The sequence below is a fragment of the Bordetella sp. 02P26C-1 genome, from assembly GCF_009763255.1.
In the GTDB taxonomy this organism is placed as follows: Bacteria; Pseudomonadota; Gammaproteobacteria; order Burkholderiales; family Burkholderiaceae_B; genus Bordetella_A.
Map to the genome: position 1 here is coordinate 1 of NZ_WSJB01000026.1, position 24162 is coordinate 24162.

General features: G+C 61.5%; 17 protein-coding genes. 10 read left to right on the forward strand and 7 right to left on the reverse strand.

Translation table 11 applies throughout. The features are described 5' to 3' along the window. A partial coding sequence (locus GOQ28_RS15555; RefSeq protein ID WP_160357125.1) for an autotransporter outer membrane beta-barrel domain-containing protein occupies nucleotides 1-2269 on the forward strand: 2269 nt, incomplete at its 5' end. Here the strand turns inward: GOQ28_RS15555 and GOQ28_RS15560 are convergent. After that, a complete protein-coding gene (locus tag GOQ28_RS15560; RefSeq protein WP_160357126.1) occupies nucleotides 2270-5875 on the reverse strand; it encodes a BTAD domain-containing putative transcriptional regulator in 3606 nt (1201 codons plus the stop codon). 175 nt (nucleotides 5876-6050) lie between these two features. On the opposite strand from GOQ28_RS15560, the gene cyoA reads away from it, so the two are divergent. The 5 genes from cyoA to GOQ28_RS15585 all read left to right on the forward strand — a co-directional run bounded on the left by cyoA (nucleotide 6051) and on the right by GOQ28_RS15585 (nucleotide 10980). Next, entirely contained in the window at nucleotides 6051-7094 is a 1044-nt protein-coding gene (gene cyoA / locus GOQ28_RS15565; protein ID WP_160357127.1) for a ubiquinol oxidase subunit II, read from the forward strand. A gap of 62 nt (nucleotides 7095-7156) precedes the next feature. Further along, complete coding sequence (gene cyoB, locus GOQ28_RS15570; RefSeq protein ID WP_160357128.1) at nucleotides 7157-9160, forward strand: cytochrome o ubiquinol oxidase subunit I; 2004 nt, start codon at nucleotides 7157-7159, stop codon at nucleotides 9158-9160. Further along, nucleotides 9153-9794 carry a cytochrome o ubiquinol oxidase subunit III gene (gene cyoC / locus GOQ28_RS15575; RefSeq protein WP_160357129.1) on the forward strand — a complete coding sequence of 214 codons (642 nt, stop codon included), beginning with the start codon at nucleotides 9153-9155 and terminating at the stop codon, nucleotides 9792-9794. Before cyoB ends, cyoC begins: the two co-directional genes overlap by 8 nt. Next, on the forward strand, nucleotides 9791-10198 hold the full coding sequence (cyoD, locus tag GOQ28_RS15580) for a cytochrome o ubiquinol oxidase subunit IV (RefSeq protein ID WP_160357130.1): 408 nt from the start codon (nucleotides 9791-9793) through the stop codon (nucleotides 10196-10198). Before cyoC ends, cyoD begins: the two co-directional genes overlap by 4 nt. Next, nucleotides 10198-10980: an SURF1 family protein gene (locus GOQ28_RS15585; RefSeq protein ID WP_160357131.1), complete on the forward strand. Its 783-nt coding sequence runs from the start codon at nucleotides 10198-10200 to the stop codon at nucleotides 10978-10980. Before cyoD ends, GOQ28_RS15585 begins: the two co-directional genes overlap by 1 nt. Before the next feature lie 135 nt (nucleotides 10981-11115). Here GOQ28_RS15585 and GOQ28_RS15590 read toward each other — a convergent pair whose 3' ends face one another. Then, complete coding sequence (locus GOQ28_RS15590) at nucleotides 11116-12300, reverse strand: MFS transporter (protein WP_160357132.1); 1185 nt, start codon at nucleotides 12298-12300, stop codon at nucleotides 11116-11118. A gap of 73 nt (nucleotides 12301-12373) precedes the next feature. Here GOQ28_RS15590 and uvrA point away from each other — a divergent pair, with 73 nt between their 5' ends. After that, nucleotides 12374-15244, forward strand: a complete 2871-nt coding sequence (gene uvrA, locus GOQ28_RS15595; protein WP_160357133.1) for an excinuclease ABC subunit UvrA — start codon at nucleotides 12374-12376, stop codon at nucleotides 15242-15244. A 128-nt stretch (nucleotides 15245-15372) separates the two neighbouring features. On the opposite strand, the gene GOQ28_RS15600 is transcribed toward uvrA, so the two are convergent. Genes GOQ28_RS15600 through GOQ28_RS15610 form a run of 3 tightly spaced genes read right to left on the reverse strand, consistent with a single transcriptional unit; the run spans nucleotide 15373 to nucleotide 18088 of the window. After that, on the reverse strand, nucleotides 15373-16497 hold the full coding sequence (locus tag GOQ28_RS15600; RefSeq protein WP_160349753.1) for a deoxyguanosinetriphosphate triphosphohydrolase: 1125 nt from the start codon (nucleotides 16495-16497) through the stop codon (nucleotides 15373-15375). Between the two features lie 20 nt (nucleotides 16498-16517). Further along, complete coding sequence (aroB, locus tag GOQ28_RS15605; protein WP_160357134.1) at nucleotides 16518-17594, reverse strand: 3-dehydroquinate synthase; 1077 nt, start codon at nucleotides 17592-17594, stop codon at nucleotides 16518-16520. Beyond that, nucleotides 17591-18088, reverse strand: a complete 498-nt coding sequence (locus GOQ28_RS15610) for a shikimate kinase (protein WP_442862110.1) — start codon at nucleotides 18086-18088, stop codon at nucleotides 17591-17593. Before GOQ28_RS15610 ends, aroB begins: the two co-directional genes overlap by 4 nt. A gap of 236 nt (nucleotides 18089-18324) precedes the next feature. Here GOQ28_RS15610 and GOQ28_RS15615 point away from each other — a divergent pair, with 236 nt between their 5' ends. Next, nucleotides 18325-20781, forward strand: coding sequence for a penicillin-binding protein 1A (locus GOQ28_RS15615; RefSeq protein ID WP_160357136.1), 2457 nt, complete (start codon nucleotides 18325-18327; stop codon nucleotides 20779-20781). 37 nt (nucleotides 20782-20818) lie between these two features. On the opposite strand, the gene cyaY is transcribed toward GOQ28_RS15615, so the two are convergent. Beyond that, nucleotides 20819-21148 (reverse strand): iron donor protein CyaY, encoded by a 330-nt coding sequence (gene cyaY / locus GOQ28_RS15620; RefSeq protein ID WP_160349757.1) that lies wholly within the window; start codon nucleotides 21146-21148, stop codon nucleotides 20819-20821. A gap of 53 nt (nucleotides 21149-21201) precedes the next feature. Here cyaY and lptM point away from each other — a divergent pair, with 53 nt between their 5' ends. Together lptM and lysA are read left to right on the forward strand one after the other, a co-directional pair. Beyond that, nucleotides 21202-21357, forward strand: coding sequence for an LPS translocon maturation chaperone LptM (gene lptM, locus GOQ28_RS15625; protein WP_236844388.1), 156 nt, complete (start codon nucleotides 21202-21204; stop codon nucleotides 21355-21357). Next, nucleotides 21354-22643, forward strand: coding sequence for a diaminopimelate decarboxylase (gene lysA, locus GOQ28_RS15630; RefSeq protein ID WP_160357137.1), 1290 nt, complete (start codon nucleotides 21354-21356; stop codon nucleotides 22641-22643). Before lptM ends, lysA begins: the two co-directional genes overlap by 4 nt. A 171-nt stretch (nucleotides 22644-22814) precedes the next feature. Here lysA and ccsB read toward each other — a convergent pair whose 3' ends face one another. Beyond that, a complete protein-coding gene (gene ccsB, locus GOQ28_RS15635) occupies nucleotides 22815-24155 on the reverse strand; it encodes a c-type cytochrome biogenesis protein CcsB (protein WP_160357138.1) in 1341 nt (446 codons plus the stop codon). Between the last annotated feature and the right edge of the window lie 7 nt (nucleotides 24156-24162).

Consider the following 24162-nt stretch of genomic DNA (forward strand, 5'->3'; position numbering starts at 1 on the left):
GGTGTGGGCCGCGCCGGCAGAGGGTTCCCTGACGCAAACGCACGCCGGAACTGGTGATGGCGGCAGCGTCACGGTCGAAGTGGCGGGTAGCGTGCGCACACGAGGGGACAACTCGGCTGCCGTCTTTGCACAGAGTGTAGGCGGAGGCGGCGGTATCGCCGACGGCATCGCGGGCCGCGCCGGCCAGGATGGCAAGGGCAGCGGCGGCGCGGTGACGATAAAGATCAACGGGCTGGTCGAGGCCACGGGCAAAAACGCCCACGGCGTTTTCGCGCAAAGCGTGGGGGAGAATAACGGCAATATCCAAGTGACCTTATCCGGCACAGGCCTGGCTCAAGGCGGCTCTGGCGAGGCCGCGGGTATCCGCCTGTCGGGCGGCAAGGGTAACCAGATTCGGATCGGCGAACAGGCTCGCGTCGGGGCGCTGTCGGATATGGCGATCCGGACGGCGGGCGGCGACACGGAAATCACCAACGCTGGCAATATACGGGGGTCGGTATGGTTGCAACAGTCGAGCCCTGGCAAATTGACCAACAGCGGATCCTTGGCGGCAGGCAGCCGGCTGGATCTGGCGGGGGGCGATTTAATCAATAATGGCGTACTCACGATTGGCACCGGCGACGCCCTCGCCTCCAGCACGCTGTCCGGGAATCTGCGCCAAGGCGTGAGCGGCACTTATGCGCCGCGCGTGGATTTCGCGCTGGCGCGCGCCGACATGCTCGCCATCACCGGCGAAGCCCATCTGAACGGCAAGCTGGCGATCAACGGGATGAATCACCAACCCATGCAGCGGGACATCGAGGTCCTGTCCGCACAATCGGCCTATCGTGTGGATCCGGCGTTCCAAGTGGTGGATAACGCCGTGTTCCAGTACCCCACCGCATGGCGCGACAACCGCTTGCACGTGGGCATCAAGGCCGATTTCTCGGCCCATAACGACGTCCTTTCGGAAGACCAGGGGCAACTCAGCTCGTACCTGGGCCGTCGCTGGAAGGGCCTGGAACAACAGTTGGCGCAGAGCGACGCACCCGCCCAGGTAAGCGCGCCGGCCACGCAAACGGCGTCCAGTACGACAGGCTCACGCTCTTTGAGCACCCTCACCCGCGTCGCGCCCACGGCGGCCGCGACCCGGGCCGTCTCATTGGGGGTCGCCCCGCCAGAGGCCACCTCGCGAACCCCGACGGTGGCTGCATCCACGACCTCGGTATCGTCAGGCACTGCCGCGCCCTCTCCTATCGCTCGAGAGGCTGCAAAGTACACACCGGTTTTCGACACCATCGCGCAAGCCCCGGACGCCGAGGCCTACGCCGACGTGCTGGATCAGATCGCCAACGACGCGATACAAGCTCCGGTCACCGTCATGCCCCTGGCGCACCGCATGTTTCTGAATCGCAGCTTGTCGTGCCCGATGGCTGGCGGCGCGCAAGCAAAGCCGCTCGACAGCGCATGTATCTGGGGAGACATCGAAGGCAACTGGCTGGACCGGGGCGATCAGCATCACGACACGGGCTTCAGTTATGAGTCGGTGCGGTACATGCTAGGCGCGCAGCACCCGCTGGGGCGCGGCTGGGTCGTGGGCGGCGGCGTGTCGTATGAAGACGCGCGCAGCAAGACCGACGACAGCATCCTCAAAACGACAGGCCATAGCGTCAGTGGCATGGCGTTTCTGCGCAAGATCGACGGGCCATGGACGGTCACCGGCGCGCTCAGCGCGGGCTATGGCAGCTACGACACCCACCGGGCCATCTCGACCGTCTCTGGCGTACAAAGGCCGAATTCCGACTGGAACACGCATTTCGCCTCCGTTCGAGCGCAGGTCGCCTACACCCATCAGCGGGAAAGCTACTACCTCAAACCCGCCCTCGATGTGGATGTGATCTATCAGCGCGTGCCGGCTTATTCCGAGAAAGGCGGCGGTGCGTTCGATCTGGCATTCGACAGCGCGAGCGCCGTACGCACCATGATCAGCCCGTCAATGGAATTCGGCGGCACCCTGGAGGTCGCCCAGATCACCATGCGGCCATTCGTTAATGTCGGGCTCAACTGGATGCCGGATAACGACTGGAAGACCGATGCGCGGCTAAAGGCCGATCGCTCGGGCGACAGCTTCCGCTTATCCGGTAGCTTGCCGGACGTGTTCGCCGAATATCGCGTCGGCATGGAGCTGGAAACCCGCGAGGGCTTCGTGCTGCGTACCGAATGGCGACAACGGTTGGCTGACCGCTATAACGAGCGCTCGGCGCAGCTGCGGCTGGGCATGCGGTTCTGATTACGCGACACGCTCGTTATTGCCGTATTGGCGAGCGAGTCGCTCATCGGCCCAATGCGCATAAGGCGCCAGGCCCACGGCGTCTGCGACCATTCGCGCTTGTTGCCAGCACCCTTGCGCGCCAATCACATCGCCCTGCGCGGCAAGGCTGTCGCCGCGCAAGCAGAGGATCTCGGGCTGCAGGCTGCTGGATCCATGCGCCGCACCCAGCGCCTGCGCCTCGTCAAGCAGGTCCCGCGCGCGGTCGAGATCGCCCATCGCGATGTACGCGCGCGCCAGCAGACATAGATGGCCGTCAACGGATACGGGCATCCCGCTGCGGATAAGAGGCAGCGCGGCCTCCATGGCTTCAAGCGCCACCGCCGCATCCGCAGCTCGCAACACACGTCCCAACATGGCGTAGCCCGTCGCGATAGCGTGCCATGTCGTCAATTGGCTTTGGCCGCCCGTGCACGCCATCAGGTACTCGCCCGCTTGAACCGCTTGCTCCATATCACCGGCCAGATAGTGGATGCGCGCCTGCGCCAGCTGGCATAGCAATACCGCCACCCAGGCATTGCTGCGCATTGCCTCCGCTGTCGCCCGTTCGATCATGCTCAGAGCAGGCGCATACTTGCCTTGCAACCCGTACGCCATCGCCAACGAGGCCGGCACCAGCGCGGAAGTCTGAATGCCGAACGGCGAGGGCGCCGTGAGCGGCACCTCTCGCAACAACTGACCCGCCTCGCACAGCAAGGTTTCCGCTTCCCCCCCCAGGCCACGCCACAAATAATGCTGCGCGATCGCATACGCCGCCCACCCCTGCAGACTGGCATCCTGCAAGGACTTCGCTGTCTGCATCAGCTGCTGCGCCAGCCGCAAGGCCAGCGTATGGGCGCCCGTATTCTGCGCCGTGGTCCAGCGCGCCCACAGGGCGACGATCATGGTTTGCACATCGCCCGCGCGGCGCATCTCGGCGGCCATGCCATAGGATGACATCGCTTCGGGGTGCGCGGGTCCGGACAGCGCGGACACGACCGCGCCGCGCAGCAACTGGCACTCGAACACGAACTGCTCGCGCTCGGTTTCGTCCGCGATCGCATCCTTGGTGCGCAACGCGCGAGCCACCAGCTCCCCGGCCTCGTGCAACTGCCCCGTGTGCAGTGCATCCATGGCGGCGCCTCGCCACCACAGTGGTGCGCGTCTGTCGCCGGCGCGTTCCAAAAAGGGCGCCACGCGAATCTGCGGCTCGTCTTGCTCCAACAGATATTGCGCGATGCGCTGACTCAATTGCGCCGCTTGCGCCGGCGCCATCAGGCTCTCAATTGCGTGTTTGACCAGCACAGGACACACCAACGCATCGTCCAGATGGGGAAGCAGAATGCTGGCGGCGCGCAAGCCTGACGCGATGTCCGCCACGACTTTCCGATCATAGTGCACCAGCTGCGCTGCCAATTCAATGGGCAACGGTGCATCGTACAGCGCGCAGAGATAGGCAATCTGACGCGCCTGGGCGTCCACATCCCACAGTTGCGCGCAGACGATATCGCGCATGGCCGGCGGGCGCTCGATATCATCCTGGCCAGCAGCCTGATCTAGCATCAACGCAGCCAGGCGAGGATTGCCGTGCGCCTGGCGGCCAATCGCCTCATGCAGATCGCGGCCCAGCTTGGTGGCGCGCGCATGATGGCTCAACAGGTTGGCCACATCGCGGGCATCGAGAGGCGCAAGGTCCAAGCGCGCGTTCGCGGCGATGGCGGCGCCATCCGGTCGACGCACCACCAAGACCATCATGGGACACGCCAGCTGCATATCGGCGGCCACGCGCATCCAGCTCTGTGTAATGGAGTCCGCCCAATGCGCGTCGTCCAGCACGATCAACAACGCTCCCGGGTCGCGCGTGATACTCATCATGGCCATGCTCGCCAACCGTGGAATGTCCGCGGCCAGCGCCGCGCCCGCGATATCGGGCTCGCACAGCAGCCAGGAACGCAAAATACGCGCGTTATGCACAGGCCAGTTCAGCACCGCGGCCAGATCCTCGTCGGACGCTTCGTCCATTACCTCGGGCAGATGCTCCAGCAACCATAAGCGCAACGGATGTAGCGGCTGTTCTTGCAGGTCTTGGAAGCATCGCAACCAGATCACGCGTGCCCGCGCCTGTCCCGCCTGCGCTGCTAGCGCCGCGGCCAATAAGGATTTACCGTAGCCCGCCACGCCGCACAGGGTCAGGGTAAGCGTGCGCCTGTCTGTCAGGCAGCTGCGCCATGCCGAAACCAAGGCCGTGAACTCGCGCGTGCGGCCGACCATGCGCGATACCGATTCCAGCCGCGGCTGCCCCAATACCCGGCACAATACCCCCTCGCGCTGGACGTCATGGATGTCATAGCCGGGCAAGCGTCGTTGCGCCTGCGCACTGATGATTACCTCGCCCGGCTGCGCCTGCGCCAAGACAGCCAGCGCGGTCTGCGCCAGTAAATAACCATTATCGGGGCGCATGCCACCTGGGCTGCATAAACCCAGGTCGGCATGCAAGCCTATACGCATCCTCATGCCGGCGGGCAGCTCCCGGCGCAGCAATGCCCGTGCCAGCTCCGCGGCGCGCATTGCGGGCACTGCCGACACACCCGGGTACCCCAGATAGGCGATGAACTGATTCGCGCCGCTGGGAGCCATCCATCCACCATGCTGCTGCACGCGGCGTCGAATGGCGGCACAGGCGCGATCCAGTCTTTGCAGCGCATCGCTATCGGCCAGTAGCCCCGCATCCTCGAATTGCCAGTCCAATGCGATGGCCAGCACGGCCAGCGGCCGGAAACGGGGTGGCGTGCCGTCACTATCGACCTCCGCATGCAAGGCATGCGATAGCGGCAGGTTCGCAATCAGCGCCTCTAGCGCCGGGTCCGGCGACGTGGCCAAATCGGCCGCCAAGGTCGCGCGGCATTGGCCATATACCTTGCGCGCCTCCTCGTAGCGGCCAGTACGCACCAGCACTTCGATCAGGATGCGATAGCAACTTTCTTCCCGCGGCCACACCTGCACCCAATGCCGCGCATGACGCAAGGCATCGCGCAACTGGTTGCTGGCCAGCCAACCGCTCACCAGCCGCGCGCGGCACTGATCCATGCGCGCGCTCAAGGCCTGACGCCAGGGCTCGAACCATTCGTCCAGTGGACCGACGATGCGAGCCCGTAAATCGTCCAGCAACTCGCCTCTGAATAGCGCCAGGCACAGTTCATCATCGATCGCGCCCGGCCCATCGTCCAGCATAAGCGCAATATCGACCTGCACGCCAGGCATGTGCAAGGCAAGCCGGTCGCTGTGGACAACCAGCAGGTCGGCGCAAGGCGCGAGCGCCTGACGCAGCACGTGCAGGGCATGCCGCATGCGCGCCTTGCCCTGCGTCTCGGAAAGCTCTGGCCAGAGCAATTCGACGAGCTTGCCGCGTGCAATCGGATTGCCGCCCGCCAACGCCAGCATCGCCAGCAACAGACGCGGCTTATCGTAAGTCAGCAGATGCGTGCGGGCTTGTCGTTGCACTTTGACTTCAAATTGGCCCAGCACCTGCAACTGAATTGGCGGAACGGGTAGATGCACCGCACTCGCTGTCTCTTGCTTCCCTACCATGACGTCCCGCCGTTTCTTATGAGATCTCAGGTTGCAGTTTTACCATTTGAAACTTTTTATGCCTACCTGGAATTGTTGCGGCGTAAAGGCTGCGCTTTTCTGTGGGCCCTAGATTTTTATCGTCTTCCAGCGTAGTGTTAGGCCTACCTCCACGGTCACGTTTCGGGGTTTGGCTATGCCGTCTTTCTCCAGGCTGGGCGGATTGCTGTTGTGCGTGCTGGCGCCCTTTTTATTGGCTGGCTGCGATGCCGTGCTGCTATCGCCATCGGGCGACATCGCGCTGCAACAACGCAATCTCATCATCATCTCGACGGTACTGATGCTGCTGATCATCGTGCCGGTGATCACGCTGACCTTGCTGTTCGCATGGCGTTATCGCGAATCCAACACGTCAGCCAAATACGATCCGGAATGGCATCATTCCACCGTACTGGAATTGCTAATCTGGTCTGCTCCGCTACTTATCATCATCGCACTGGGCGCAATCACTTGGGTCAGCACGCATCTGCTCGATCCGTATCGCCCCCTGGCGCGCATCGACTCGCAACGCGCAATTGCCGCTGACACCAAACCTTTGGTCGTCGAAGTCGTCGCCATGGATTGGAAATGGCTGTTCATCTATCCCGAACAAGGCATTGCCACGGTCAACGAGATGGCCGCCCCGGTAGATCGTCCGATTCACTTCAAGATCACCGCAACTTCCGTTATGAACACATTTTTCGTGCCCGCCATGGCTGGCATGATTTATGCCATGCCAGGCATGCAGACGACCTTGCATGCAGTGATTAACCGCCCGGGCGAGTATGAGGGATTTTCCGCGAACTACAGTGGCGAGGGGTTCTCGGACATGCGCTTTCGCTTTTATGGCGTCGATGATGCCGGCTTCGAGAAATGGGTGTCCGACGTACGCGCCGCTGACGATACGCTCAGCCGTCAGGTCTATTTGAAACTTGAGCAGCCCAGCGAACGCAATCCCGTGCAGCGGTTCAGCAGTGCGGCGCCTGGTTTGTTTGAAGCCATCGTCAACCGTTGTGTCGAGCCGAATCGTATGTGCATACGCGATGTCATGGCCATCGACGCCCAGGGCGGGCTGGGCAGATTGGGCCTGTACAACGTGACCACACTGGACCCGACCGTCCGAGAACGGCTGGGCCTGACTACCCCGCCACGAAAGTATGTGGGTGCCATGTGCACATCTCCGGACGAGCTGCTGTTATAGCGGCCAGTCATGTGGGATAGACAGGGAATTGCGAAACCGATGGTCTTTAGCCTGAGATCGAGATGACGGATCAAACTGACTTAACCAAACTGATCTTCGGACGCCTGACCTGGGAGGCCATTCCCTATCACGAGCCTATCCTCATTGCCACCTTTATTGTCGTGGCGCTCGGCGGCATAGCGGTCCTGGGCGCCATCACGTATTTCGGCAAATGGGGATATCTCTGGCGCGAGTGGTTCACCAGTATCGACCATAAAAAGATCGGGATCATGTACATGGTCTTGGGCATCATCATGCTGCTGCGCGGCTTTGCGGACGCCATCATGATGCGTATCCAACAAGCCATCGCGTTTGGCGATTCGGCAGGCTATCTGCCACCGCATCATTACGATCAAATCTTCACGGCGCACGGCGTGATCATGATTTTCTTTGTCGCCATGCCGCTGGTGACAGGGCTGATGAACTATATCGTGCCCCTGCAGATCGGCGCGCGCGATGTGGCGTTTCCGTTTCTCAATAACTTCAGCTTTTGGATGACCACGGGTGGCGTGGTCCTCGTGATGCTGTCGCTATTTATTGGAGAGTTCGCGCGGACCGGGTGGCTTGCATATCCGCCTTTGTCGGGCATCATCAGCAGTCCCGACGTGGGCGTGGACTATTACATATGGGCGCTACAGATCGCGGGCGTCGGGACATTGCTATCGGGCGTGAATCTGCTCGTCACAATCGTCAAGATGCGCGCCCCCGGCATGACGCTGATGCGCATGCCGATTTTCACCTGGACGTCCTTGTGCACGAACGTGCTGATTGTCGCGGCGTTCCCGGTGTTGACGGCGGTGCTGGCCATGTTGACCATGGACCGTTATCTGGGCACGAACTTCTTCACCGCGGATTTTGGCGGCAACGCCATGATGTATGTAAATCTCATCTGGATCTGGGGACATCCGGAGGTATATATCCTGATACTGCCGGCCTTCGGTATTTTCTCTGAAGTCGTCGCCACCTATTGCCGCAAGCGCCTGTTCGGCTACGCATCGATGGTCTATGCCACCGTGGTGATTACGGTGTTGTCGTATCTCGTATGGCTACACCACTTCTTTACGATGGGATCGGGTGCGAGCGTGAACTCGTTCTTTGGCATCACGACCATGATCATCTCGATTCCGACCGGGGCCAAGGTCTTTAACTGGCTCTTCACGATGTATCGCGGGCGTATCCGGTTTGAAGTGCCCATGTTGTGGACCGTAGGGTTCATGGTCACGTTTGTGATCGGTGGGATGACAGGCGTGCTGCTCGCCGTGCCGCCGGCTGACTTTGTGCTGCACAACAGCTTGTTTCTCATCGCGCACTTCCATAACGTCATCATCGGCGGTGTGTTGTTTGGCCTGATGGCGGGCATCACGTATTGGTTCCCTAAAGCCTTTGGCTATAAGCTCGATCCGTTCTGGGGCAAGTGTTCGTTCTGGTTCTGGCTGGTGGGCTTTTGGGTGGCGTTCGCCCCCGTCTATGTTTTGGGGCTGATGGGCGTCACGCGCCGCGTGAATCACTTTGACGACATGTCGTTGCAGATCTGGTTTCAGATCGCCGCGGTGGGCGCGTTCCTGATTGCCATTGGCATCGCGTGTTTCTTGATTCAACTGGTGGTGAGCTACCGTCGGCGCGAGTCGCTGCGTGACGTGACGGGCGACCCCTGGAATGGCCGCACGCTCGAATGGTCGACCTCCTCGCCGCCACCGCCGTACAACTTTGCCTTCACGCCACGCGTGCATGACCAGGACCCCTGGTGGCAGATGAAGCAATATGGATATGAACGGCCGACCGACGGATTCCTGCCGATACATATGCCGCGCAATACGTGGGCAGGCATTGTGCTGGCCGGACTCAGTGTGGTGCTGGGCTTTGCGCTGATTTGGTACATGTGGCCCCTGGCGATCATTTCATTCGTGACGTTGATCGCGGTGGCCATCTTCCATACCTTCAACTACAACCGTGAGTACTACGTGCCTGCCGAAGAGGTCGAGCGCACCGAAGCCACGCGCACAAGGTTGCTGGAGCAACATGTCTGATACTCTGAATCCCACCGTTCCCGACCGCGGATCGCCCGTCGAGGCGCCCATGTTCTACGTGCGCGGTGAATACCACCCGCAAAATGGCACACTGCTCGGGTTCTGGATGTACCTGATGAGCGACTGCTTGATCTTTGCGTGCCTGTTCGCCACGTATGGCGTACTGGGCCGCAACTATGCAGCGGGTCCGTCCGGGGCCGATCTGTTCGATTTGCCGCTGATCGCCGCCAACACCTCCTTGTTGTTGCTGTCGTCGATCACGTATGGCTTCGCCATGCTCGAAATGCGCAACCGGCGCACCGGTGTCATGCAAGCCTGGCTCGGCATCACGGGGATTCTCGGCCTGGGCTTTTTATCGCTGGAAATCTACGAGTTCTGGCATTTGATCTCCATCGGCGCCGGGCCGCAGCGCAGCGCATTTCTGACGGCGTTTTTCACCCTCGTTGGCACCCACGGCCTGCATGTGACGTTCGGCGTGATTTGGCTCGTCACCATGATGGTGCAGGTACACAAACATGGACTCATCCCGGAGAACCGGCGCCGGCTGATCTGCTTGTCCATGTTCTGGCATTTCCTGGATCTGATCTGGATCGGTGTCTTTACCTTTGTCTATCTCATGGGAGTGCTGCCATGACTTCGCATGCTCCTCACCCCACGCAAAGCGCTATCCCCCACGAGCTCGACCATCACGACGAAGACGAGTATGTCGTGCACGGCACGGTGCGCAGCTATCTGACCGGATTCGTGCTGGCGGCGATTCTGACTGTCATTCCATTCTGGATCGTGATGGGAGACGTGATCCAGACGTCGCGCACAGCGGGTCTGGTGCTGATGGGCCTGGCCATCGTGCAAATCGTGGTGCATGTCGAGTTTTTCCTGCATCTGGATACCAAGGGCGAGAGCGGCTGGAACATGCTGGCCTTTCTCTTTACGCTCATCCTCGTTGTCATCACGCTTAGCGGCTCGATCTGGATCATGTACCACCTGGATTCGAATATGATGCCCATGTCTCCCCATGACATGCGTAAGATGCCTTGATGACCCCCGCTACTCACCACACGACTACCCCACCTGCCCGCCCTCGCAGCACCCTCACGTTAGTCCTGTTGGGACTGATCGCATTTATCGTTTTTGCCACCACCTGCGCGCTGGGCGTGTGGCAGGTTCAGCGACTGGCCTGGAAGACGGATCTGATCGAGCGCATCGAGTCGCGGGTTCATCAGCCTGCCGCACCCGCCCCGCTCGCACCCCAATGGCCTGCCCTCACGGCGGACAATGCCGAATATCGGCATGTCACCGTCACGGGCGAGTATCAATACGATCGTCAGACCCTGGTCCAAGCCGTGAGCGACCTGGGCGGCGGCTACTGGGTCATGACCCCATTACGCTTGCGTGATGGCAGCACCATCCTGGTCAATCGTGGTTTCGTGCTACCGCAATGGCGCAAAACCGCCGACACGTCATCCGGTCCCGCAGGCCCCGTCAAGGTCACGGGATTGCTGCGCATGGGCGAACCCAGCGTCATGTTCCTGCGCGACAACGATCCGGCCGCGGACCGCTGGTACACACGCGACCTGCCCGCTATTGCGGCCAAGCGCGGGCTGGGGGAAGTAGCGCCCTACTTTATCGATGCCGATGCCGAAAGCGCGGGCAATAACCGCGATCCCGCCATCGCGCCGGTGGGAGGACTGACGGTAATCAGCTTTCCGAATAACCATCTGGGCTATGCCCTTACGTGGTTCGCCCTGGCCGCAATGGTATTGATCGCTGTCGTAATCGTCACACGCGAGGAAAAGCGCCGGCGTCGCCAGAATACATGACGGTGCCGCGCACACTGGCATGCAGCGCCATCCAATGCGCACTGTCTTTGTGAGCTCAAGGAACAAAACACACGGGAGCGGGAGACGCGAGCGGCAGCGCGGCCGCCGTTCCCCGACCCGCTCGCGACGCTCGTGTCAGGTCAGCGGCTTCAGCGCCCACGTCACGGCCAACCACACCGCTGACAACAGCGCCGCGCCGATGAACACCGCATTCGCGCTCATGCTGCTGGCCAGCCACCCGCCCAGCGCGCCGCCACAGAATAGCCCCGCCGCCTGCGCCGTGTTGTAAAAGCCCAGCGCCAGCCCTTTGTACTGCGCCGGCGCCACACGCGACACCAGCGAGGGTTGCAGCGCTTCCAGCACGTTGAACATCACAAAGAAAGCGGTCATCACAACCGCTAGCGGGTAAAAGCTCAGACTGGCCAACGGCAGCAGCGCACAGACCATCACCAGTCCCGCCACTGCCCCACGCAGAGCGCCGCGATGCGCGCGGTGACGCTCGGCCACGAAGATCACCGGCACCATCAACACGAACGACACCAGGATGATAGGCAGATAAACTTTCCACAATGACTCGGTGCTCAATCCGCCGCTCTGCGCCAACAGGGTAGGCACAACGACAAACAGCGCCACCTGAATGCAGTGCAGGACAAAGACACCGAAATTCAAGCGCAGCAGGTCTTTGTGAGCTAAGACCTCGCCCGGCCGCGCTTCCTTCATGCTGCGCGCCGCCGTGCGCGGCACTACCGGCACAATATAGGCGGCCACCGCCAGACTCGCCACGCCCAGACAAGCAATCGTCCAGAAAAGCCCAGCCAGCCCCCACCATCCCACCAATAACGGGGCGAGCACCAATGACAGCGCAAACGACAATCCGATCGAAGCACCCACCATGGCCATGGCGCGCGTACGCACTTCATCGCGCGTCGCATCGGCCAACCATGCCGTCACTGCCGCTGATATCGCGCCTGCGCCCTGTATGGCTCGCCCGATCGTGATCCAAAACACATCATCGGCCAGCGCACACACCACACTGCCGCCGACAAACAGCAACAACCCCGCGATCACCACCGGCCGCCGCCCATAACGGTCGGACGCCAGGCCAAACGGAATCTGCATAAAGGCCTGTGTCAGCCCGTATATGCCCAAGGCCAACCCCACCCGCATGGGATCGTCGCCCCCCGGCAGGCCACGCGCCGCGATGGCGAACACCGGCAGCAGCAAAAACAGGCCCAGCATCCGACAGGCAAATAGCCCCGCCAACGCCACGCTCGCGCGACGCTCGGATGGAGTCAACTTCAGTTTAGGTTCAGCCGGCATGCCTCGGAACAGGGGAAAAAGGCTCAGCGCGCTATAGTACCAAGTTGGCCTTCAAAACTGCTGAATCTGCCTGATGAACGCGATACGCATCCGGGGTGCTCGCACCCACAATCTCAAAAACGTCTCGCTGGACCTGCCGCGCCACAAACTGGTGGTGGTCACCGGTTTGTCCGGCTCAGGCAAATCGTCCCTGGCGTTTGACACTCTGTATGCCGAGGGCCAGCGTCGCTACGTCGAAAGTCTCTCTGCCTATGCCCGGCAGTTTCTGCAGTTGATGGACAAGCCCGATGTGGATCTGATCGAGGGCCTATCGCCCGCGATTTCCATCGAGCAGAAAGCCGCCGGCCACAATCCGCGCTCGACCGTGGGCACCATCACCGAGATCCACGACTATCTGCGCCTGCTCTACGCCCGCGTCGGGACCCCCTACTGCCCGGTGCATGGTTTGCCGCTACAGGCCCAAAGCGTCAGTCAAATGGTCGATGCCGTCTTGGCCTGGCCCGCCGAAACCAAGCTGGCCGTGCTCGCCCCCATTGCGCGCGCACGCAAGGGCAGCTTTGAAGACGAATGCGCGAGCCTGCAAGCGCAAGGGTACGTTCGCCTGCGCGTAGACGGCCAGATGCAGGAAATCAGCCACATGGCGCCGCTGAAGAAAACCGAAAAGCACGACATCGACGTGGTCATCGACCGCCTGCGCATCCGCCCGGAAAGCAAACAGCGCCTGGCCGAAAGCTTCGAGACCGCGATGCAGCTGGCCGATGGCCGCACCGTGGCATTGGATATGGATAGCGGGCGCGAGCAAGTGTTCTCCAGCCGCTATGCCTGCCCGGTCTGCAGCCACAGCTTGCCCGAGCTCGAGCCACGCTTGTTTAGCTTTAACAATCCCATGGGCGCGTGTCCCTCCTGTGATGGCATCGGCCAAGTGGGCTTTTTCGATCCCAAGCGCGTGGTCGCGTTTCCGGAGCTGAGCCTGGCTGCCGGTGCCGTGCGTGGCTGGGATCGCCGCAACGCATTTACCCATTCTCTGTTAACGAGTCTGGCCGCGCATTACGAGTTCGACATTGAAACGCCATTCGAGGAACTCCCCGAGGACGTTCGCGAGAAAGTGCTGTACGGATCCGGCGAGGAAGACATCGCCTTTCTCTATCTGAACGAAAAAGGCCGTAGCACCGTCAAGCGCCATCCCTTCGAGGGCATCATCCCCAATCTCGAACGTCGTTGGCGCGAAACCGATTCGCCCACCGTGCGCGAGGAGCTGGGTAAATATCGCAATATCAAGACCTGCCCCGATTGCGGCGGCTCGCGCCTGCGCCCCGAGGCTCGCCACGTCCTCATTGGTAATGATGTGCGCGAAGGCGAACGCCGTGGCCAGGCGATATACGAAGTCGAGGCCATGCCCTTGTCGCTTTGCCTGGACTGGTTCCGGGCGTTGACGCTGACCGGCGCCAAGCAGGAAATCGCACAGCGCATCGTACGCGAAATCGAGGCACGCCTGAGCTTTCTGAATAACGTCGGCCTGAATTATTTGTCCCTGGACCGCAGCGCCGACACTATCTCGGGCGGCGAGGCGCAGCGCATACGACTGGCCAGTCAGATCGGGTCCGGCCTGACGGGGGTCATGTATGTGCTGGACGAGCCTTCCATCGGCCTGCATCAGCGCGATAACGACCGGCTCATTGGCACCCTGCAGCACCTGCGCGACCTGGGCAATAGCGTCATCGTCGTCGAACACGACGAGGACATGATCCGTCTAGCCGACTGGGTCGTGGACATGGGCCCGGGCGCGGGCGAACACGGTGGCGAGGTCGTAGCGCAAGGCACCCCGGAAGAAGTACAGCAAGATCCCGCCTCGCTCACCGGCCAGTACCTCAGCGGCAAGCGCGCCATCGAAATCCCCAAACGTCGTCCCATCAACGACGAACTGCCCTGGCTGGTCCTGGAAGGCGCCAGCGGCAATAACCTCAAGCACGTCGATCTGCGCATCCCCGCCGGCCGCCTCGTTTGCGTGACCGGCGTGTCTGGCTCGGGCAAGTCCACGTTGGTCAACGATACGCTGGCTGTCGCCGTCTCGCGTCAGCTGCACAACGCACAAAGCGAACCCGCGCCGTACGTCAGCCTGAATGGTCTAGAACATTTCGACAAGATCATCAGCGTGGACCAAAGCGCCATCGGTCGCACGCCGCGCAGTAACCCGGCGACCTATACCGGCCTCTTCACTCCCATCCGTGAACTGTTCGCGGGCGTACCCGAGGCACGTGCACGCGGTTACGACCCGGGACGGTTCAGCTTTAACGTCAAGGGCGGCCGTTGCGAGGCTTGCCAAGGCGATGGCGTGGTCAAGGTGGAAATGCACTTTCTCCCCGACATGTACGTGCCTTGCGATGTCTGTCACGGCAAACGATACAACCGCGAGACGCTGGAAATCCGCTATCGCGGCCGCAATATCAGCGAGGTGCTGGACCTGACCGTGGCGCAGGCACTGGAGTATTTCGAATCCGTGCCCGCCATCGCGCGCAAACTGCAGACTTTGATGGAAGTCGGTCTGTCGTATATCCGTCTGGGGCAAAGCGCGACCACGCTCTCGGGCGGCGAAGCGCAACGCGTCAAGCTATCGTTGGAACTCTCGCGCCGCAGTACCGGCCGCACGCTCTACATCCTGGACGAGCCCACCACAGGCCTGCATTTCCGTGACATCGAAATGCTGCTGCAGGTGCTGAATCAGCTCGTCGATAGCGGCAATACCGTGCTTATCATCGAGCACAATCTCGATGTCATCAAAACCGCCGACTGGCTCATCGATATGGGGCCCGAGGGCGGCGATGGCGGTGGCCGCGTGGTGGCCATCGGCACGCCCGAAGACGTGGCGGCAAATCCTGAGAGTCATACCGGTCACTATCTCGCGCGTGTACTCGAACGCACACGCGACGCAGACACTCCGCAATGACACACGCTACGCCGCGCGATCAATACGAGCGCGGCCGTAGCGACAGCACGTCCCTTGCCGTATCAACAGTACGGATCTGCTGTTTCAAATACCCGAGCTAAGCCCGTTCCCTATGCCAGCGCGGCGGCTTAGCTCATGTCGAACAGACGGCGATGTTCGCGGATCGCGTAGCGATCCGTCATACCGGCGATATAGTCGGAAATCGCCCGGGCCTGCTCGGGCTCATCGCGCCGATGATCCGGCGGCAGCAAGCGCGGCTCGTCCAAGAAGGCCTGAAACAGCTCGCGTACGATGCGGCGTGCCTTGTTCGTCATCCGCATCACGCGGTAATGACGATAGAGATTGTCGAACAAGAACTTCTTCAACTCATCGGCCTCGCGCCGCACCGACGCCGAAAAGCCCGCTAACGGCGGCGCCTGGCGCACCGCATCGCTATCGCGCGGCGCCACCTCGGCCAGCCGCGCCAATGTGGTTTCAGTCAGATCCACGATCAAGGTATTGATCATGCGACGCACGGTCTCGGCAATGGCGCGACGCTGAGCCAGCTGCGGATACCGTTGGCTCACCTCATGATAATGACGCGCGAACAGGGTCACGTCCTGCAGTTGATCGATGGTGATCAAGCCCGATCGCAAGCCATCATCGATATCGTGATTGTTATAGGCAATCTCGTCGGCGAGATTCGCCAACTGCGCCTCCAGCGAGGGCTGCGTGCGATTCAAAAAGCGTTCGCCCACATCGCCCAACTGACGCGCATGCACCACCGAACAATGCTTAAGAATGCCCTCGCGCGTTTCAAAACAGAGATTCAGCCCGGCGAACTCGGCATAGCGTTCTTCCAGCTCATCGACCACGCGCAGGCTTTGCAGATTGTGCTCAAAGCCGCCTGCATGCGGCGCTAGTTCGCGCATGCAAGCATTCAATTCGTCCTGCCCCGCATGACCGAACGGCGTGTGTCCCAGATCATGCGCCAGCGCAATGGCTTCGGTCAGATCCTCGGACAATCGCAGGCTGCGCGCCAGCGTGCGCGCGATCTGCGCGACCTCCAGACTATGCGTCAGACGCGTGCGAAACAGATCGCCTTCGTGGTTAACAAAGACCTGGGTTTTGTATTCGAGGCGTCGAAACGCCGTGCAATGAATAATCCGATCCCGGTCGCGCTGGAACTCGGATCGGTTCTGCGGCGGCGGTTCAGAATACCGCCGCCCGCGGGTTGCTGAGGGATGAGATGCAAAACAAGCCAATTCGGTCATTCAGGCATCCTCCCTGCGGATCACTGTGTGGTGCGCGCCAAGACGCGGTGTACGGCCTCTGTCGGGGCGGAGCGGGTGACCGCCTCCCCAATACGCGGCATGAGCACAAACCGGATCTCGCCGCCTTCAGTCTTTTTATCGACCTGCATCAAGGACAGCCAGCGCTGCGCCCCCAGATCGGGCGCCACGACGGGGCAACCTATTGCCTCGACCAACGCCCGCACGCGCGCGACATCGCCCTGCGCAAAACCCAGCACTTCGACAGACAGCTCGGCCGCCTGCACCATGCCGCAACCGACAGCCTCGCCGTGCAGCCACTCCCCATACCCCAGCCCGGACTCGATCGCGTGCCCAAAGGTATGACCCAGATTCAAAATCGCGCGCAAACCCGATTCGCGCTCGTCCTTGCCGACCACCTCGGCCTTGAGCTCGCACGAACGGCGAATCGCGTAGGTCAATGCCTCGGGCTCCAGCGCGCTCAACGCGGCCGCGTTGTCCTCGCACCAGCGCCAGAAATCCGCGTCCAGGATCAAGCCATACTTGATCACTTCGGCCAGACCCGCCGACACTTCGCGCGCGGGCAGCGTCTTTAACACATCGGTGTCGATCTCCACCGCGATCGGCTGATAGAACGCGCCGATCATGTTCTTGCCCAGCGGATGATTCACTGCGGTCTTGCCACCTACCGACGAATCCACCTGCGCCAGCAGCGTGGTGGGCACCTGCACGAAGCGGATACCCCGCATATACACCGCGGCCGCGAAACCGGTCATATCGCCGATCACGCCCCCGCCCAGCGCCACCAGCACGGCGCGACGATCCAGGCGGTGCGTCAGCAGCGCATCGAAAATCTGATTCAGCGTCTGCCAGTCCTTGTGCGCCTCGCCATCGGGCAGCTCAATACGCAACACCCGACGCCCCGTGCGCGCCAGCGCCGCCTCGACGCGGTCGCCATACAACGCCGCCACCGTCGGGTTCGTCACCACCGCGATCGCGGTCGCGTCGGCGGGAATGGCCTGATCCAACGCATCCAGCCGGCCAGATCCTATATGGATGGGATAACGTCCGCCCGGGGTATCGACATCTACAACCGTCATATCGTTTTCTCGTAAGCTTGCAGCAAAGGCAAAATCGATTTCACAAGGTGCGGTACAGGCGTCGTGCCCGTATCGATCACCAGATCGGCCACTTCTTCGTAAAGCGGCGTGCGCTTGACCATCAGATCGCGCAGCGTGCCGCGCGGGTCCGGGTTCGCCAAGAGCGGCCGGTTACGGTCGCGGCTGGTGCGACGAAACAGCTCGTCCAGGCTGGCGCGCAGATAGATCACGATGCCCCGCTCGCGCAGCAGGCGCCGATTTTCCGGCGCCAGGATAGCGCCCCCGCCCGTGGCCAGCACCACGCCGGGTTTGCGCGTGCACTCGTCCAGACAGGTCGCCTCGCGCCGGCGAAAACCCGCCTCGCCTTCGATTTCGAAAATCACCGGCACCCGCACGCCACAGCGCGCCTCCAGCTCATGATCCAGATCGATGAATTCACGTCCCAGCGCCCGGGCAATGCCTCGGCCGATAGTGGTTTTGCCCGCGCCCATCATGCCGACCAAAAAAATCGGCAGATCATGCGGCAGGCTCACGCAGCACCCCGCCTCCTGGGCGGTACAAGGGGTCTGGGCAGGCTCCGTACTGGGAGCAGATGCTATATTGGCGGGAACGTTCATCCCGGCATTATCCCATTGCCAGAGGTTGCCCGCTTACCACAGTGAACGAATTTGTTACCGAAACTGCGCATCGACTAACAAGCGGGTAGGCTCTTACCCGTAAAATCGCCGCGATGAGCAAGTCGCATACCCCTTCCAAAAAGTCTCCTCCGTCACAAAGCGGGTCCTCCATCTTGCGGTTTTTCGTCAAGATGGGCATTTTCTGTGGCGGTCTCGTACTGTGCGGCCTGCTCCTGGCGGGCATGGCGTTGGCGCTGGCCTGGCCGAATCTGCCTGATCTGCACGCCATGACCGATTACCGGCCACGTGTGCCCTTGCGCGTCTACACCGCCGACAACGTACTGATCGGCGAATTCGGCGAAGAACGCCGCAACGTGCTGCGTTTTGACGAAATCCCGGACGTGATGAAATCGGCGGTGCTCGCCGCCGAGGACGACCGCTTCTACGAGCATGGCGGCATCGACTGGATGGGCGTGGCGCGCGCGGGCCTGACCAACTTGGTCAGCATGTCCAAGTCGCAGGGCGCCAGCACCATCACGATGCAGGTCGCGCGAAACTTCTACCTGTCGTCGGAAAAGACCTATTCACGCAAGTTCTACGAACTGCTGCTGACCTTCAAGATCGAATCCGAGCTCACCAAGAATCAGATTCTTGAGCTCTATATGAATCAGATCTATCTGGGCCATCGCGCGTACGGCTTTGCCGCCGCGTCGCGGACCTATTTCGGCAAGCCGCTATCGGAGGTCACCGCCGCCGAAGCTGCCATGCTGGCAGGTATTCCCAAAGCGCCATCGCGCTATAACCCCATCGCGAACTACAAGCGCGCCGAGATCCGCCAGCACTACATCTTGGGGCGCATGCAGTCGCTCGGCTATTTGACCCACGCCGAGTACGAACAGGCCATGGCTCAGAAAATTGTCATGAAGCCCGCCGAGGGGACTCCGGCAGGCGGCTATGCGATTCATGGCGAGTATGTGGCCGAACTGGCGCGTCAGCTGCTCTACGGTATCTACCAGGACGAGCTGTACTCGCGCGGCATCAACATCTACACCACAGTGCTGTCCAAAGACCAGGAAGTCGCCTACGACGCCGTGCGCGATGCCGTATTGCAATACACGCGCCGCGCCGTCTACCCGGGCCCCGAGGCGCAGTTGGATATGCCGGAAGGCATCGAGAACAATCCGGAGGCGCTGGACGAATTCCTCGATGCCGCCTTCGAGAAATACACGGATAGCGACGATCTGCTGACCGCCGTGGTGCTCTCGGCCACGCCGAATGAAATAAAAGTCATGCGTAGCGCCAGCGAGGTCATTTCCATCACCGACAAGAAAGTCCTGAACGTGGTGGCCCGCTCGCTGAATCCGAAAGCCGCCGAGGACAAACGCCTTAAGCGCGGCTCGGTCGTCCATATCCGCAAGTTCGGTGACGGCTGGGAAGTCATCAACATGCCCGCCGTGCAAGCGGCGTTCGTGGCCTTGTCCCCGCAAGACGGCGCCATCCGCGCCATGGTGGGCGGTTTCGATTTCTATCGCGGCAAGTTCAACCGCGTGACCCAGGCGTGGCGCCAACCAGGCTCGAACATCAAGCCCTTTGTCTATGCCGCTTCGCTGGAGCGTGGTCTCACCCCGGCGACGCAGATCTCGGATCAGCCCTTCCAGCTGACCGCGGCGCAAACCGGGTCCAAGCCGTGGAGCCCGAAAAACTATGGCAACACCTACGAGCCCATGCTGACCATGCGTCAGGCTTTGTATAAATCCAAGAACATGGTGTCGATTCGTATTCTGCAGGCCATCGGCCCGCAATACGCGCAGGAATATCTGACGCGCTTTGGCTTTGACAAGGCACGCCAACCCGCCGTGTTGCCCCTGGCCCTGGGTGCGGGTTCCGTCACGCCTTTGCAGCTGGCCGGCGCTTACGCCGTCTTCGCCAATGGCGGCTATCGTGTCGCCCCGTATCTGATCGACCGTGTGACCGATAGCAGCGGCAAGGTACTGATGCAGTCCAAGCCGGTGGTGGCGGGCGACGAGGCCGCGCGCGCCATCGATCCGCGCACCGCCTTTGTGATGGACGACATGCTACGCGGCGTCGCCACCAGCGGCACGGCAGCGCGTGCGCGCGCCATCCTCAAGCGCTCTGATCTCGCGGGTAAAACGGGCACGACCAACGAATCGGTGGATGCCTGGTTCTCGGGTTACACCCCGTCCTTGGTCGCCACGGCATGGATGGGCTTCGATCAGCCCAAATCCCTGGGTTCGCGGGAAACCGGTGGCGGCGTTGCGATGCCAATCTGGGTGGAATACATGAGCCACGCGCTCAAGGGTGTGCCCGAGCAGAAACAGCGCCCCCGTCCCGAGGGCCTGATAGTCGATCGCGGCGAATACTATTTCTCGGAATTCCCGCCGGGTCAGGCGGTCGCCCGCCTCGGCCTGTCAGCGCCAGCGCCGGCCGAAACCGATCAATTGGGTGACTTCCTGAACGATCTGGTGGGCGGCTCGGACAAGAGTATCCGAGTTTCGCCGAATGTGGGCGCGAGTCAGCAAGCACCCTGGACGCAGCAAATTCCGTTTTGATGAGACGATAGGCGCCCGACACTCGGGCGCCTGGTCGTTACAGCCGTACCGTCACCGGCACGCCGGCGGCCTCGGAGCAGATTTGCGACAAGGTATCAGCTAAGTCCGGGCCGCCGCGGGTGTTGACCCAGCGCCCGCCCTCGTGGCGGAAATGAAAGCCCCCGCTACGCGCTGCGACCCAGATTTCCTGCATCGGGGCCTGGCTGTTGACGACAACGTGGGTGCCATCTTCGAAAACCAGCGTCAGCACATTACCGCTGCGGCTGGCCTCGACATCGACATCCAGCGATGCCATCCAGTCGTCGGCCTGACTTTCGATGCTGTCGAGTATTTGGTCAACCAACGCAAGGAATTCGGTTTCGGTCATAATCGAGCCTGCAAGAATTACGGAGTTTCGAGGTCCACATGGCACATCGCCGCATGGTTTTACGCATTGTAGCCACGCTTGCCACGTTCAGCCTGATCGCGGCCTGCGGCTATAAGGGCCCACTATACTTGCCCCCTCAGGAGCCGGCTCCGAACGCGTCCGCCCAATCCGAGCCGCCCCCATCCCCTTCTGTTTCGCAGCATCCATGAACTCCCTCAACGAGCCGTCCGCCTTAGTCGGACATCCGCACTTTCACTATAAAGACGGCGTACTGCACGCCGAGAATGTCGCTCTCGACCGTTTGACCACGCAGCTGGGTACGCCGCTCTACGTGTACTCGCGCGCTGCACTGGCCCAGGCCTGGGCGAGATACCGCGATGCCATCGGAGAGCGTCCGGTTTTGGTCTGCTTTGGCATGAAAGCCAATTCCAACCTGGCCGTGCTCAAAGAGTTTGCGCGCCTGGGCGCGGGCTTTGACATTGTGTCGGGCGGCGAACTGCACCGCGTACTCACCGTGGGCGGAGACCCGGCCAAGATCGTGTTTTCCGGTGTGGGCAAGCAAGTCTGGGAAATCCGCGCGGCACTCGAAGCCGACGTGAAGTGCTTTAACGTCGAATCACAGGCCGAATTGCAACGTATCTCGGATGTGGCCCACGCCATGGGCCGCCGCGCTCGGGTGTCGCTGCGCGTCAATCCCGATGTCGATGCGCAAACGCACCCCTACATCTCCACAGGGCTAAAGGAAAACAAGTTCGGCATCGCCATCGAGTCGGCCCTGGACGCGTATCGCACCGCTGCCGCGCTGCCCGGTCTAGAGATCGTCGGCGTAGACTGCCACATCGGTTCGCAGCTGACCGATATCAGCCCGTATTTCGATGCGTTGGAAAAGCTGCTGGACCTGATCGATCAGCTGGCTCAAAACGGCATCACCATCCGGCATCTGGATCTGGGCGGTGGCCTGGGCATCCGTTATACCGACGAAGTCCCGCCCTCGCCCAAGGCGCTGCTGGATCAGGTATTCGAGCGCCTGCAGGCGCGTGGCCTGGACCATCTGCATCTGGTCCTGGAGCCGGGCCGTTCGCTGGTGGGTAACGCCGGTGTCCTGCTCACGACGGTGCAATACCTCAAACACGCCGAGGCCCGCAATTTCGCCATCGTGGATGCCGCGATGAATGACTTGATGCGCCCGGCGCTGTACGACGCCTATCATGGCGTGCAGCCGGTCGTGCCGCGCAAAGGCGTTGCGGAACAATACGATATCGTCGGCCCCGTGTGCGAAAGCGCAGACTGGCTGGCGCGCAATCGTAGCTTGTCGGTGCAAGCCGGTGACGTCCTGGCGCTGGAATCCGCGGGTGCCTACGCCATGACCATGGCCAGCAACTACAACACGCGTGCCCGCGCAGCCGAAGTCATGGTCGACGGCGATAAGCACTACGTCGTGCGGCAACGCGAAACGCTGGACGACCTGCTGCGCGGCGAATCCATGCTGCCCTGATCCGCGCGTCGCACAGAGCAACGAAAACCCGGTGGCATGTCGTGCATGTCACCGGGTTTTTTATGCGCGTATCAAGCTTGGTAGCGCGAGTCTGCGGACGGCTAGCCAGAGGGTGGATGGTGGCACCACGCAGCTGCTACAGAAGCGGATAGTGACATCACACTGCCGCCATCAAAGCTCGCCATAAGAATGCAGCCCCGACAGGAACATATTCACACCCAGAAACGCAAAGCCCGTGATCAGCAACCCGACCAGCGCCCAATACGCCGCCAGATGCCCTCGCAGGCCCTTGATCAACCGCATGTGCAGCCACGCCGCATAATTCAGCCACACGATCAGCGCCCAGGTCTCTTTGGGATCCCACTGCCAGTAAGCGCCCCACGCATCGGCCGCCCATAGCGCGCCCAGGATCGTGGCCACCGTAAAGAACGCAAAGCCCACCGCGATGGCCCGATACATGATGTCGTCGAGCACCTCCAGCGACGGCAATGCCTGCGCAATGCGCCGACGCCCCAGCAAGATCGCACCTACCACCACCGCGCCCACTCCAAAATAAACCATCCACGTCGCCGACAATCCATCGGTACGAAACACCATGGGCTCCGCACACAACAGCACCCCCAGGATGAACAAAGGCGCGAGCTTCACCCACGAGGTTGTGGTGCCATGTTGTTTGATCAGATAGGCAAAGCCCACCATGGCCGCGAGCGAGAACGTGCCATAACCAATAAAGTTCGCCGGCACATGCAGCTTCATCCACCAGCTCTTCAGTGCCGGCACCAGCGGCTGGATCTGACCCGCATCCCGCGTAAACGCATACCAGAGCAGAAACACAATCGCCGACGAAATCACGAGCAGGACGAATCCACCCAGCGCGCGCGTCGCATATTTGCGTTCGTAATACAGATAAAACAGCGCCGTCACCAACGCGAACAGCACAAAGACTTCGTACAGATTGCTGACCGGGATATGCCCGAGATCGGGGCCCATCAAATGGCCTTCACGCCACCGCACCAACAATCCCGTCACCCCGGCGAACACCGCCCCCCAGGTCAACGCCGTCCCGAGCCATGCCGCCGTCGCACTAACAATACCGGCCCAATAGCAGATCGTCGCCAAGATGAACAAGGCACACATCCACAGAATCGCCGATTGCGACGAGAACAGATACTTGAGAAAAAACACCTGCTCGGCGCGCGCCAGATCCGCCTGGTAGAGCCATAGCGCCAAGCCCGTGGCCAACGCACACGCAATCATCAGACGGCGCAGCGGCCGCCATAACCAGCCTAGCCACGTCATCGCGAAGACCGTGCCACCCAGGATGACTTTTTCATAGCCATCCATGGCGTGGCCATACCGGTTCAGCGCGAACCCCGCCCCCATCGCCAACAACAGAAAAAAGACGATATCGGTCCAGTCGGGCCTGCCACGCTCGGCGCGTGCATCGCCTGTCGCTGACAGCGGGGGCTGCCACATCGCGTTATGGGACGTCGTGGTTGTACTGACGGACATACTCACC

What these genes read in the sequence shown, in the direction of transcription:
- cyoA (WP_160357127.1), top strand. Translation starts at nt 6,051, where the DNA reads ATGCCGTCTTTCTCCAGGCTGGGCGGATTGCTGTTGTGCGTGCTGGCG.
- lptM (WP_236844388.1), top strand. Translation starts at nt 21,202, where the DNA reads ATGGTTTTACGCATTGTAGCCACGCTTGCCACGTTCAGCCTGATCGCG.
- GOQ28_RS15600 (WP_160349753.1), bottom strand. Translation starts at nt 16,497, where the DNA reads ATGACCGAATTGGCTTGTTTTGCATCTCATCCCTCAGCAACCCGCGGG.
- GOQ28_RS15585 (WP_160357131.1), top strand. Translation starts at nt 10,198, where the DNA reads ATGACCCCCGCTACTCACCACACGACTACCCCACCTGCCCGCCCTCGC.
- lysA (WP_160357137.1), top strand. Translation starts at nt 21,354, where the DNA reads ATGAACTCCCTCAACGAGCCGTCCGCCTTAGTCGGACATCCGCACTTT.
- ccsB (WP_160357138.1), bottom strand. Translation starts at nt 24,155, where the DNA reads ATGTCCGTCAGTACAACCACGACGTCCCATAACGCGATGTGGCAGCCC.
- GOQ28_RS15560 (WP_160357126.1), bottom strand. Translation starts at nt 5,875, where the DNA reads ATGGTAGGGAAGCAAGAGACAGCGAGTGCGGTGCATCTACCCGTTCCG.
- cyoB (WP_160357128.1), top strand. Translation starts at nt 7,157, where the DNA reads ATGACGGATCAAACTGACTTAACCAAACTGATCTTCGGACGCCTGACC.
- aroB (WP_160357134.1), bottom strand. Translation starts at nt 17,594, where the DNA reads ATGACGGTTGTAGATGTCGATACCCCGGGCGGACGTTATCCCATCCAT.
- GOQ28_RS15610 (WP_442862110.1), bottom strand. Translation starts at nt 18,088, where the DNA reads ATGATGGGCGCGGGCAAAACCACTATCGGCCGAGGCATTGCCCGGGCG.
- GOQ28_RS15615 (WP_160357136.1), top strand. Translation starts at nt 18,325, where the DNA reads ATGAGCAAGTCGCATACCCCTTCCAAAAAGTCTCCTCCGTCACAAAGC.
- GOQ28_RS15590 (WP_160357132.1), bottom strand. Translation starts at nt 12,300, where the DNA reads ATGCCGGCTGAACCTAAACTGAAGTTGACTCCATCCGAGCGTCGCGCG.
- uvrA (WP_160357133.1), top strand. Translation starts at nt 12,374, where the DNA reads ATGAACGCGATACGCATCCGGGGTGCTCGCACCCACAATCTCAAAAAC.
- cyaY (WP_160349757.1), bottom strand. Translation starts at nt 21,148, where the DNA reads ATGACCGAAACCGAATTCCTTGCGTTGGTTGACCAAATACTCGACAGC.
- cyoC (WP_160357129.1), top strand. Translation starts at nt 9,153, where the DNA reads ATGTCTGATACTCTGAATCCCACCGTTCCCGACCGCGGATCGCCCGTC.
- cyoD (WP_160357130.1), top strand. Translation starts at nt 9,791, where the DNA reads ATGACTTCGCATGCTCCTCACCCCACGCAAAGCGCTATCCCCCACGAG.